The organism is Marinobacter lutaoensis (assembly GCF_001981305.1).
Lineage (GTDB): Bacteria > Pseudomonadota > Gammaproteobacteria > Pseudomonadales > Oleiphilaceae > Marinobacter > Marinobacter lutaoensis.
On sequence record NZ_MSCW01000009.1, the window covers coordinates 116,821 to 129,471 of the forward strand.

General features: G+C 52.8%; 11 protein-coding genes. 9 read left to right on the forward strand and 2 right to left on the reverse strand.

Going from position 1 to position 12,651, the window contains the following annotated elements; genetic code table 11:
• The first annotated feature begins 2 nt into the window (after positions 1 to 2).
• Entirely contained in the window at positions 3 to 1,544 is a 1,542-nt protein-coding gene (locus BTO32_RS15235) for a hypothetical protein (protein WP_076725505.1), read from the forward strand.
• Between the two features lie 7 nt (positions 1,545 to 1,551).
• Complete coding sequence (locus tag BTO32_RS15240; protein WP_076725506.1) at positions 1,552 to 3,327, forward strand: hypothetical protein; 1,776 nt, start codon at positions 1,552 to 1,554, stop codon at positions 3,325 to 3,327.
• Positions 3,328 to 3,348: 21 nt separating this feature from the next.
• Here BTO32_RS15240 and BTO32_RS15245 read toward each other — a convergent pair whose 3' ends face one another.
• Positions 3,349 to 4,044, reverse strand: a complete 696-nt coding sequence (locus tag BTO32_RS15245; RefSeq protein ID WP_076725507.1) for a hypothetical protein — start codon at positions 4,042 to 4,044, stop codon at positions 3,349 to 3,351.
• A gap of 124 nt (positions 4,045 to 4,168) precedes the next feature.
• Positions 4,169 to 5,467, reverse strand: a complete 1,299-nt coding sequence (locus tag BTO32_RS15250; RefSeq protein WP_139339094.1) for a hypothetical protein — start codon at positions 5,465 to 5,467, stop codon at positions 4,169 to 4,171.
• Positions 5,468 to 5,665: 198 nt separating this feature from the next.
• On the opposite strand from BTO32_RS15250, the gene BTO32_RS15255 reads away from it, so the two are divergent.
• From BTO32_RS15255 to BTO32_RS15285, 7 genes are all read left to right on the forward strand, one after another.
• The gene (locus BTO32_RS15255) at positions 5,666 to 6,517 is read left to right on the forward strand and encodes a DotI/IcmL family type IV secretion protein (protein WP_245820358.1); all 852 of its coding nucleotides are present in this window, start codon (positions 5,666 to 5,668) and stop codon (positions 6,515 to 6,517) included.
• 13 nt (positions 6,518 to 6,530) lie between these two features.
• On the forward strand, positions 6,531 to 7,550 hold the full coding sequence (locus BTO32_RS15260) for a DotH/IcmK family type IV secretion protein (protein WP_245820359.1): 1,020 nt from the start codon (positions 6,531 to 6,533) through the stop codon (positions 7,548 to 7,550).
• A 3-nt stretch (positions 7,551 to 7,553) separates the two neighbouring features.
• The gene (locus tag BTO32_RS15265; RefSeq protein ID WP_076725511.1) at positions 7,554 to 9,029 is read left to right on the forward strand and encodes a DotG/IcmE/VirB10 family type IV secretion system protein; all 1,476 of its coding nucleotides are present in this window, start codon (positions 7,554 to 7,556) and stop codon (positions 9,027 to 9,029) included.
• 81 nt (positions 9,030 to 9,110) lie between these two features.
• A complete protein-coding gene (locus BTO32_RS17930) occupies positions 9,111 to 10,607 on the forward strand; it encodes a peptidoglycan-binding domain-containing protein (RefSeq protein ID WP_076725512.1) in 1,497 nt (498 codons plus the stop codon).
• A gap of 20 nt (positions 10,608 to 10,627) precedes the next feature.
• Positions 10,628 to 11,236, forward strand: a complete 609-nt coding sequence (locus BTO32_RS15275) for a hypothetical protein (protein WP_076725513.1) — start codon at positions 10,628 to 10,630, stop codon at positions 11,234 to 11,236.
• A gap of 43 nt (positions 11,237 to 11,279) precedes the next feature.
• Complete coding sequence (locus tag BTO32_RS15280; RefSeq protein WP_139339095.1) at positions 11,280 to 11,672, forward strand: DUF6750 family protein; 393 nt, start codon at positions 11,280 to 11,282, stop codon at positions 11,670 to 11,672.
• Complete coding sequence (locus tag BTO32_RS15285) at positions 11,672 to 12,502, forward strand: hypothetical protein (protein ID WP_076725514.1); 831 nt, start codon at positions 11,672 to 11,674, stop codon at positions 12,500 to 12,502. The genes BTO32_RS15280 and BTO32_RS15285 overlap by 1 nt, the downstream gene beginning before the upstream one ends.
• Positions 12,503 to 12,651: the final 149 nt, after the last annotated feature.

The following is a 12,651-nucleotide window of genomic DNA, read 5'->3' on the forward strand; positions in this document are numbered from 1 at the left end:
ACATGAGGAATGAAAAGTACGTGAAACAGAGTAAGCGTCTCTCTGCCGGAATCCTAGATAGTAATGTCGAATACCCGGAAATCTACTTGGATTGTCATTCCGGGCACATAGTGCTGATGGAGTTTGAGCGACTGATCGAAATAGCGGATCAGCTTTCGCCGACACTGCTGCAGGAGTATCGCGGGCAGGTTGAAGCCGACATTTCCAAAGAGGTGTCGGCCTGGGCCACTACTGAATTGATTGTTGCGAAATCGGCATGGGTTACCACAAACATGCTGCTGATAGGGTTTACGAACCTGATGGTGCAGCATGAGTTCGCCAACCGGATACGTCGGCTTGCGGAGCTCCTTGGCAGGTCCCGAACATTCCCTGGGGACCGGAGTCAGCGATGTGAAGATTGCAGCATTTCACGTATCAAGATCAATTATGTCAGCGTTACCAGACCGCGGTTGCTCCCGGTAACCGAGATGTCGAAGATCTTGCTGAACAAGCTGCAAATGGAAAAAGTGAAAACCTGGCGACTCTCGCATAACTTTGCATATGGCAAGCCATCCGAGCAATGGGTTCCCGTAAGCGCTATAAACACTGGAATGAACGTAGGTGGCCAGCAGGACGGTGTATTGCCAAATTATGGTGAAGCAGCAAAACAAGCGTTACGTCGGGTTTTCCGGGACTTGAAATTGAGTCTGCGAGTTATTCCCACCATCAACCCGATCACTCAAGAGTGGGTTAGCGTTTGCGTCAAAGGTGTGACATCAGAAGCGTTTTTTGATGCCTATGACCGTAGTTGTAACGAGGACTTTCCTACAATCTGCCGGCAGCTGGATATGGCGTGGGAAATGGATGTTGCACTGATACACCAGGCTCTTCATGAGCTCAAGCACGCTGAGCGAGGCATCGGGCCGACAACGAATGGATTTGTCATCCCGGTACGGGTACCCGTGTCTTTTGACTCTCTCCTGAACTGGTCGTATTTCAGACAAGACCTTGAGAAGGTTCTCCGCAGTTACTCACGTCGATTCACGCAGCGGCTGGTCCTGGTTATCAAGTCCTTGGATTCTTTACATGATCAACTCAGCCCGGCAAATGTGAAACGCCTGGCGCAATGGATGCCTGAGCTCAATGCGCAGTTTGGGATTACGTTTATGGCGCACTTTGCAAAGCCGGAGTTGTTTCGGCCGCATGGTTTTCACGCCTGTCTGCCATTTGTCGGGTACGAATTCAGTGACGAGCACCAGCATTCAAGGCTTCATGATGCCATTCAAGCCGCAATTGCAAGAACAAGCTCAGAACCTGAGAGTGTGCCAGTCACATTGGATGCTTCGTTCTCAGAGGAAGCAATCGAGACGGCGAAACGAAGTGGTACCGTATTCGTTGATAATGTGATTGCCGGGGAGCCGGAAGGCTTACAGCTTCGGACCTTGCTGCTCTTGGCAAATCAGATAGGGGCCAGAAACAGCGATCATGAGGTCATCGATGCTCGATCGCTGTTCTGCTGCGACGAAAACCGGGCCACCAAAGCAATGAACGACAAAAGAGGCTAGGTAAGGTATGGCTGACGAAAAACAGAAAAACTCCGGGAACGAAAAAGATCAGGTAGACCTTTTTTCAGCGATTATCAAAGGTGCCGAGGACAACAACGACGAATTCCTGGAGCTCACAGAACTACCAGATGACGTGGTGTTCGGTGGGGCGTCCGGCGAAGAACCTGTCGCGGAGGAAAAACAGACCGAAGCCAGTGGCAAGAGTGTTGAGGCGCCGGCGCAGCGCGCAAACGACACAAAAGCCACTGGCGCGAGCGCAAGCTCCGATTCGGCGACCAAGCCCCAAAACAGCGACAATGTAGTGAAGTTCACCAAGCCCGGGAAGGGGGCGGGAACCGGCCTGGCAGATACGAAAGCCTCAGCAGAACAACCGAAAGTTACACAGAACTCTCAACCGAAAAGCCGGGTAAAGGCGGAAGTCGCAGAGAAGGCAGCGGCTTTTCGTGCGGCTGCAGCAAAAGCGCCCTTGATTCGCGGTTGGGATGCAGGCCTGGTGAAATATGATGCGGCGCAAAAAAGGTTGGTGCCGGCCAACAAAGAGGCAGCAGTGGAGCTGTTGAAGAAGGGCAGCACGGTAAACATCAATGTGTTATACCCAGGACAGGCACAATGGTTGCCGGTTAAATTCGGACAAGACCCCAAGACCGGTGAAATCCGAATTGAACCCAATCACGATGAGAAGCCGCAAAAGTATCAGCCACTGACCGAGCTCCCAGAGCCGGATCGATTTCGGCTTTCGCCGACGACGACACCCATGCAGAAGTTCAGCTTGTCACCGGAAGTGGAAAGCGAACTTGCCTCAAAAATCGAAGAGTCGAATCGCAATCAAGATCCGTCGGTGTCTCCCTCCGCCGAAAACAAGAAACAGCAGGCGCATGACCCAAGCCAGTACACGCCGGGTACCCTTCTTGTAGGTTCGGCAATGAACATGGTCAGCTCCCTGCTAAAAGGCATCGTCGATCTGATAAAACGGTTGTTCAACCTGGGGACAAAAGTCGTCTCGAACCTCAAGGATCAACTGAAAGATCTAAGCAATAAGCGGAAGACGGTATTCCGCAATCCGATGATGGGACGAAAGAAACTGTTAGCAGGCGCTTATGAATCAATCGAAGCCAAGTCTAAAGCCTCTGTTGACGCATCCGGCGTGGACGGTGTGGCCGAAAAACTCAAACACCGGATTCAGCATGCAAACCAAGCATTGGCACAAGAGACGGATCTGATTTTTCAAGAGTTTGGTGACGCCTATCAACGAAGCACACGCATCCTTCACGAAGGCCTGGGAACCAACGAGGCTGGTGCCTCATTAATTCAGTCAAACAGTGACTTCCTGGAACGGTATGAGTCACGGAGCGATACTGACAAAATGAACGTAGAGAGTGGCATACGGGGAATAAAGCAGGCCACAAAGGTGCTTTCCCGGGGAGTCGTTGCCCTCACCACGGATGACAGGTTGGATTTGTTGACGGCCGAGCGGCGACAAGAACTTCTCCAAACAATAAGCGCAAGAATGACCGAACGCCCCAAGAGTAACGCTCTTGAAGAGTCTGCCCTAAAACATGCTGTTGACCCCAACAACCAGGACGCAGGACCACTTCAGGAAGCTCTGGCGCAGGATATGAAACCAGCGCAGGAAAGTGTTGCTGCAAAAATGCAAGAAGCCAGTGCTGAGGTGCTCGAACAGACTCTGTTGCAACAGATGCAACAGAATCAAGGGACAGAACAAAACAATGCCAGATATGGCGACAGGTTCTTTGGAGAAGGATTGACACCGCGGCCCGTATAAACGGGCCGCCGTGTTCGGTGGTCAGCTCAGCCGCCGGAACTGATCTGAAACTACCGGAAATGCCTTGCGGGCTTGACTGAGAGTGGGTTCACGAAGATGCCAGCAGGGGAGCCAGAGGCCATCGCCGACCTTTGTTAACTCAACCACCTCGGCAGCCACAATTTCGTTTGTCAGCTGGGCGTGCTCAATTGTGAACTCGTCCAGCTCACGCCCCATGGTTCGGGCAATGAGTTCGACATAGGGCTCCATGTGCCAGATCACGAAATCAAAAGCCACCTCGGACTGATCGAGGATTTTGCCTGCGCCCATGCCTACCGTGTTCAAATGCGAGCGAATTTCCTGACGGCTCAAACCTTTGTCGAAAAGCAACTCCTCGATAGTTGCTATCATCTCCAGCGAGTCGTAAAGAAGCTCATTGAGCGACTTTTCGTCCGGGAGGTATGAAAAGCACTCTTGATACTCGTCATCCGTAACACCCAGCCGGTTCAAGAATTTCCGGCTCAACAGTATGGGACGCAAGGCACGTATGCGCTCCAGGCGCCGCTTCCGATCAACCAGCAGCTTTACGTATTCCTCACGGGGAATGTCTTTTCGGTTTTGAACCGACCGCTTAATGAGCTTCAGCTTACGCCGCGTATGCTTGGGGGTGTCGTACCCACAGGCTTCCCAGTCTTTGTAATCCTGCTCTCGCACCACGGTGCACAGGTTTGAATCCATAGCTTTCCCTCCGGCTTATTGCGGCTCCTGTAACGTCTTTCCATGAGTCTGAAACGTAACCGGGCTTCTGAGAAGTCGCAGAAGCCCGCATCAAAAAAATGAGCCAGCCATTAATTGCGAGGATTTAACTCGCTTCGGACCGAATCAGGCTTTCATAGCCCGGGTCCGGGATGCCGGCATTGATCGCCAACTCACCATCAACATTCTCGAAAATGACCAATGGTGTGGTTGCGCGAACCATCGCCATAATGGCGGTATTTTTTACCACCGGTTCAAGGAATGGAACCAGGCGATCAACATTGGGCGCATTGTCAATCCGCGAGGTATATTCCTTATCCGTCATGACCGCATGAAGCATCTCCAGTGGCTTGCCGTTGTCTCGTTGAGTTTCGGCCAGGAGTGCGGCGGAGGCGGTGAGGCTGGAGCGGTTGTCGCTCTTCACGATAGCCGGAATCCAGTGAACCTCTAGCACACCACTGCGAATGCTGGGCTGGAGATCCTGGTAGTAGCGGTGACAAAACTCGCAATTCGGATCGAACATCACGTAGATGGCTTTCGGTGCGTTGCCCTGTTTGATCGACGGCAGCGTCTTGACCAGTTTCAGGTATTCATCGGCCTGCTCTTTTTGGCCGGCGAGATTGCGCAAAGCGGCGATGTCTGAGTCATTCTTGAGCATAGTGCGAACAGCCCGACTAAAGGAGCCGGTTTCTGCGACATCATCAAGAGACTCGATCACAAGGTCCTCTTCATCGCCGGAAGGTGCAGATGTCCCAGAGGCTTTCTTCTCACTGACCGGTCCTGGCGAGGCCACTGCCGAGCCGGGCACTTCCGGCGCGCTATCTGCGCGGCCGGAAGTCTGAGCTTGTGACGCCGCGCCCACCTCCGGCGCAGGAACAAGATCACCACCTGCAGATATATTCCCATCCTTCGCTCCGCTGCGCGGTAGCGCAGGTACAGAGAAGTCATCGTTGGTACCGGCCCGGGCACCAACGTCAGGGCCAGCCACGCCGAGCACCTCATTCAAACGCTCTACACTGTCCCGCGGCGCACGAGGGTCAACGGAAGGCTGACCAGTTGGCAACGTAAGCTGAGATCCCGGAAATCCGTGTTTGATCGGCGGCACGATCACCCCTGAAATGACGGTTTTGCCATCGCTCAATACGTATACGGACTGCATGTTCAGCACGCCGGGCACTTGGATAAATACCTCAGTCGTCCCTGCTGGCCCCTCCTTTTGACCCAGTATGGCTACCGATGGAAGCGTTGCTTGCACCGCACGGATAGCCACCTCCGGGGCTGGTGATGACAGTTCTGGCTCTTCGGCGGCGGATACGGGCAATACAACAGCACTCATTGCACTGACAAGCAAACCAGCTTTGAGCGCCCGTACCAGGCGGGATGATGGGCAAATCGAGATGCACATAACCAACTCCAAGGTCTCGAAGGAATACCTGAAAACCCGGCCAGAATAGCATTGCGGCAACCCCATGTGGGGAAGGGCGCACATTCGTGGTGGAAAACAGGTAGTGGTAACCCTCGGCTATGAATGAACGCGAGACCCCAAAGCGTAATTGCGCATGGGGTATGATAGGCCGCATCGACAACGTGTTATCGGATTGCTATGGCAGAGAACACTGTGAAGCGTAATTCATCATCCAAAGGGGCGGCCGCAAGAATAAGTTCCACTTCGGCTTCCAGGCAGAAGAATGCGACCAGTCTGAAACGAGCTGGAACAAAGCCTACTGCAACAGCAGGGCAGCAAAAAGCGGCCTCCAAGGCTAACGTAAAGAAACCAACGCCTAAGACGGCAGGGAAGGCGCCTGAGCAGACATCCATGATCTACGGGGCTGAAGCGCTGGCGGCGTTGACGGTGGCGGAATCCAAGCTATCCCGGTTCCAAGGCCGGGTCATCCTGATCCTTGTCATCTTTGCATTGGGGTTACTCTTTTGGAATGTCACATTACACGCCACTAAGCCAGAGCCTCGCTTGCTTGCCGTAACAAAGGACGGGCGGTACCAACCACTTCCTTTGCTCGATGAGCCGCTGGAATCGCGGCAAGTTCTCATGGATTGGGTTCGCCGAAACATTCCGGATCTGTACGACTGGAATTACGCCAATTTTGGCGCTGAGTTGAACAAGATGCGTGATTACGTCCAGCAAATCACTCTGGAAGAGTTTGCGGATGATCTGGAAGCTAGCGGCATTCTCTCCAAAGTTCAAAGTGAGTTTTTGATTCTCCGGGCGTCTATCACCAACGAGCCTCTGATTGTGAACGAAACCGTTATCAATGGTCGTCGCGTGTATGTCGTTGAGATCCCGATGAGGCTTGTTTACGACTCCGGTGATGTGAGCGCCGGCAAGCGCCGACAGATCAATCAGGACATCCTGTTTACGGCCTGGATTGTCAGGGCATCAATCTTGGAATATGACGCTGGCCTTATGCTTGCCAAGTATTCGGTCAAACCGATGTGAAGCAGAGGAAGTTATGAAGCAGTGGGCTACTGGTAAATGCTGGAGCGCGCAGATTGCTGCGGTAATGTCATTGTTAGTTCTGAGTCGGGGCATAAGTGCATCCCAGCAGACTGCTGGGGTTACGAAAGGCGAGAATCCCGCTGTCGTATCAGAAGTGAACCTATACCAGAACTCGGAGCCAAATCTTGATCCCAATATTGATCTCCGAAAATTGCCATCGGATATGGATTACCTATTTCCGCTAAAGCCGGATGAAATAAGAACCATTCGAGAAGCCGAACTTGAGAAACAAGAGGCAACGTATCAGCCGTTGCGGTCAGTTAAGCCTATTAGGGATTTTTTACAGATTAGCCGCAATGCTGACCAAATGCCCGAAATAAAAGTAACTCCGGATTACCCGTCAAGCGTGGTGTTTACCGATATAACCGGTGCGCCATGGCCCATTGCATACGTGGGTCAAACGGGCTCTCTAGCAGATGTTGAGAGACCTGAAGGTATTGAGAACGCCCTTGTTTTGTATGCAAAGAATCCTGCAGGGCAAAAATCGATCAGTGTTTACCTGGAAGGCATAACCTTGCCAATTACGCTTACCGTGTCTGGTCAGTCGTCCGAATATCATGCGCTGAAACATATTCGCATCAATGAACGGGGTCCCAATTCACCGAATGAAGAATTGCTGTTGGCGGCCAGCTCTCAATCCGCACCACAACTTAATCCTTTTGGGAATGATGAGGAAAACAGCGGTGATAGCCTGGACGAAGTATTGAATAAGCTGGCTTACAAGGTCACGCCTGATGGTTTTACCAAACTAAAAGCCTCCGATCCGTCGGTGGATGCCTGGATTGAGGACAGCAATCCTGAATACCTCTATGTGATGACGGATTATCGATTGGTCGCTCCGGCACCGAGGGCTGGCGGTCGCAGTGTACTCCCTCTGCAGGATGGAGTTCGAATTTACATCATTCCCCGAATAAATCCGGTGATGGTGCTTGATAGTGATGGCAGCCGGGTGTACCTGACGTTCAAGGAGTAGCGCATGTCGGAAACAAAGCAATCGGCGTTTCAGTATCTCCGTTCAAAGGAAGGTCGGCCGGCGTTCATTGGTGTTTTGATCAGCGCCGTTTTGGTGCCAGTTATTTTCTTTTATGCCTTCGAATATCTCTATGGTGATGATGCTCAACCACGCGAAGTAACAGAGGAACAGCGCCAGGCGGCAGGATCATCGGCGGTAAATGCGACAGGAAAAAAAGCGGAAGGCAAGCTGACTTCGCCAGATTTGACGCCAGAAGCCCGTGCCGCCTTGGAAGAATACAACCGCAAGGCGTATGAAGAAGGGCGCATGGGACAGCCTACGCCAGACGATGTTGTATACATCGATGTGGATGAGAACGGATTGCCTGTTGATCGTCAAAAAGAGTCACAAGCGTCAGACGTGGCTCCTGAACAGAATCCGGAGAGCGAAAACACCATGCCGGATCTTCCTGGTAATGATAGTGCGAGCGCACTCACCATTGGCAGGCCAGACCCCGGTGTTCGCCGAACCGTGGGTGAAAACGGCATCGATACCCGGATGGACGGGTTGACCAGAGAGCAACAAGAACAACGTCTGAACATGACCCCTGATCGCCTCAAATTGGCCTTGGCGGAGCATAAAGAATATCGGACGCGCCGGATGGATGCAGCGGTGCAACTTATCGACACGATGGGGCAGCCGCCGGCGATAGCGAGTTTGTCTTTTGCACGGGATAAAGGTGAGGGACGGCTACCCGAACCTGCCCGTGTCGAGCGCGTTGGCGGAAACACAGGAAACGGGGATACCAGATTTGTTGAAAGCGAAAAGTCGGGTTCCCATGGCGGTGTTTGCACATATCCCCTCGTGAAAGGCGGCGAAATCCGGTACGCAGTGTCCGACATTGCTTTGAACACTGACTTTCAGGGACCGGTGCGTGTCACCTTTCTTGATGGAAACCTCGCCCAGTATATCGGGCTCGGGAGCTTTGAACTCAACGAGCTTGGGGCACGCATGAAACTCAAGATTGAACGGATCTTCGACCTTGATGGGAATTCATACAACGTCAGCGGCTACGTGCTTGATCCAGAGACAACCCTTTGGGCGCTGGCAAGCGATGTGGATTACCACATCATTTATCGCTACGGAGGCTTTGGCCTTGGCACCATTATGAGTGCATTCCAGGTGCTTGCAGAAAACCGCGCAACCGTGACCGAGGTCACCAACCCCGACGGCGGTACGGTGACTCAAAACCGCGATCCAGATGGCAAACAGATTACCTGGACAATGATTGGCGAGTTCTCGGAACTCTTTGAAGAGGCGTTTCGGGACAACATCAATCGGCCGATTACTGTGACGCTGGACCCCAATGAAGAAGTGGCGGTCCTGTTTGAGGACACTGTTTGTGAGCTTGAAAGTGCTGCCAAAAAACGGCTCGAAGCTCGGGATTTCAGGTACTCAAAAGGCATTGGTGACCCGATTTCCTCTTCACGTTTCCAGTAATGATGGATGAATGAAGCCAGTTCCCCAAACTGAATGGCGTACAGAGTATCCTATACCGAGTTAGTTAAGGGTAGATGAGTTATGGCCGATAGAGACGACGATTTTCTCGATCATGGCGGTGAGGAATTCAACGCTGAATCCGATGAGTTTTCTATCCCCGAAGATTCGGATGATTTTCTGAGCGTTAGTCACGACGACCAGGATTTTATTCTGAGTGAAGATGACGTGGTGGATGAATCGTTTGAGGTTGAAGACCTTTCGCTGGAAACGGGCGGTGCGATCGAAGCTTCAGACTCTGTGCATGAAGAGCATGAGAGCGAAGTCGCCGAACATTATGACGATGACGATGTTGGCGATACTGATAGCAACGAAGGTCTTGGCTGGAAAGTATACGCGGCAGCCGCTGCTGTAGCGGTTTCGATCATTGGGGGTGCCTCGTACTACGCATTTAACCTTATGCCCGGCGGGCAAGCATCGGGTCAAACAGCTAGCGCAAACATGGTGGATATGACGGCAACTCGGGTTGAGCGGCCTCCTGTGCAAAATCAGGCGCCCGGTGATATGGGATTCAATGGCCAGTCGGCGGCGAATGCACCGGTGCCCGTAACCGCATTTCCAGGAGTTGGCGATAACGCTGATCAGCAAAATCAAACAGGTGTGGTCGGGCAGGGCGCCGAATCCATCTCTGTGAATACGTCATCAAACCCGAACAATGCGCAGGCGCCACAGAATCCTGAAATTCATCCGGTTGGAATCGCCGGTGGTTCAGGTGATTCAGGTATCGGTCAGTATGGCGAGGGCGGAAAGGGAAATGGGTCTATTGAAGTGCCCCCCTTTGTGCTTGATGACTCTGAAGATGCGGGAGCCGTCATCCAGGCTCCAATCAAGCACGCGAAAGAGCAGGAAGCTCGATACGCAGCCCTGATTGAGGACCAGCGCCGGGCCTTCGCGCTGCTGATGGAGGCGACCAAAGGGAACGGGCGCCAGATCGAAGAAATGCAGAACAAGTTGGATGCCTACCAATCTGAAACTCGGCGTGACGTGGAAAATCTTGATCGCCGGGTGAAGAAACTAGAGGAAATGATTAAGCAAGGGCCTGCCGTGACAAAGAAAGGCGAAACAAACAGCTCAGAAACGCAAGGTGTATTTGCGTCGGTGCCCAAATCTCCCGATGAGATCAAGACACTTCAAAGAACGCTCAACAAGCACGGGTACCGTGCCGGTCCGGTGGACGGGTTGCTGGGCAAGCAGACCCGAGCGGCTATCAAGCGTTTGCAGAAAGAACACGGATTGCCTGTAAACGGGTGGCTCAACCCGAAAACGCTGGCTGCACTGGAAAGCCCCAAAGACTATAGCGGCACTTACCCCAAAGAAACCGAAAACAGCAGCAAGGCGGCTACTAAGACTACCTGGTTTGTGCGAGGCGTAACGCCAACCAAAGCAGTGGTGTATCGCCCCGACGGGTTGTCGTTTGCGGTCAAAGTGGGGTCCGAAATCCCGGGTATGGGGCAGGTCACCAAGCTCGACACTGAAAAAGTGCATGTGGTGACAGCAAAAGGCGTGATTACGCGCCGATAACGGATAGCTGAGGCACTGCTGTGGGCGAAAATACGGTAGTCAATGCAATCGAGGCGTTTGCAGGAACCTTTATCGGGATCTTTCAAAGCCTCGCGCTTGAATTTGGCATCATTAACCAGTTCGTCATCTTTTTCATCCAGATCATGGGCTTTGTGATTTCGATCACCGGAATCATGCACTTGATCAAGATGAAAAAACCTGAGTATTCACAGAAATACACAGCGGAAAGTGCAGTCAAACGGCTTGCTGTAGGGCCAATTACGATCCTGATCGAAGGATTGATGCTGGATTTTTCGGAATCGGTTTTTGGTGATAACTACAGCACAAATGCGATACCCAAAGCGATGACCTATTCCGCACAGATTCAATCGGGTGGCGATCCAATGGCCGGGCTCCTTCTAGCCATTGTAGCCTTCCTCGTCCTGGTTGGATGGATTGCTGCCGGGCGAGCAATGGCCGCGTTCGCTCGATCGAGCGACCCCGGGCAAGACGGCTATGCGCTTACTAAAAGCGGATTCAGCCGGCTATTTGCAGCAATCATTCTTTGTTCATTTCAACATGTTATGGATGACCTGCTTGAAAGTGCTACCGGGACAAAGGGCGCATTTTCAAGTCAGCTGAATCTGTAACTCCAAAGTGATGGTAAAACCAACGAAAATTTGCAGGTGGAGTATGAAACGGAAAATGTCGGTAAAACGCAATCACGGCCTGAAAGAGCGCATTTCAATGCGGTGTCTGCAGCTCTATGCGGCGGTCATGTGCACGCTGGTTGTCCCGGCAACCGCTCACGCAAAGCTGTCGGACTGGGTTAAAAGTGTGGGTGAAGAAATCGCGACTTCCGCCCCAATCCTTGTTCTTATACTTTCAACAGCTGGTGTGCTTATTGGTGGTGGAAGCTGGCTCAGTATCATCCTCGCGAAAAAGAACAACCGTCCCGTTGAGTGGCAGTGGTGGGGTGTTGGCGGCGGCGCTGTATTGTTGATCTTCGTGCCATTTGTTATCGCAATTGCCGAATCGTTCTCCGGACAAAGCGCCGAAGCGGCAATGAAATCGGTACTGGGATAATGAAAACTCCGGCGCTATTTTCTAACCGTTTGGTTGAATCGCTGTTGCCGGAAGTGCTGGGGCGACGCTACCAGAGGATGGCGTTCAAACTGGCTCGTAAAGCCGGTCACCGATGTGAGGTGACCGGTTATCCCTACCCCCCCATTCCACCCCGGCCAGGGCAGCCAGAACCTGTGACACCGCTCATGATGGAGCCACGGGATTCGGATGCTCGTGGTCGCCCGTTGTCACCAAAAGAGATCCGAGCCCGACTGACTGAAGAAGGCGTGACTCCCACGACGGTGCGGGTGCTATGTCCGCTTGTATTCTGGTCGAGGCATGTAGACCTGGCAATCAAGTATGGGCGCGGAGAATTGATTTTCGCTCCCTGGATGACCCAGGGCGAGACCATCACTGTATTTCGGACACTGATGATTGCAAGTGTCCAGGCTGAGCACGAGCCCGATCATCCGGTCTATGAACAAGCGTCAGAGCTTCTTGATGCCGTTCGAACTCAGATGGGGAACCATGGCGTCCTTACGGAGGTTCTGGCGTTACCTGATGACACTAATTGGGATGCAGACGCTTGGCTTAACGCGGTTCGTCAATTGCCCAGTCGGGAGCGGCGCCTCTATGTTGAGCGTTTCGCCCGGCATTTGCGCTTGTGGCCAAACAAGCAGACCTTCTCGGAACTCGCTGGATATTGGGCAAACAATGCCCATGCTCCGGAAGCGTCAACAGATCCAGACTCCCGTGACAATCAGCCGACGGGTCGCTGGGTGCGTCGGTATTACCCAATTCTTCAAAACAGCCTGGAACAACCGAAGGGAAAGGCACCCAACCATCATTGAAAAATCTCCGCCCGGAACGGCGGACTTTCGTGCGCCCGGCCAGTCTGGAAGGCCTTCAGCAAGATGCGGCCCCAGGGTGCCGCTCGATCAACGTACATCCCCACAAACTACACATCACCCGGTTATCATTGTCTTAGATATTGTCGCAT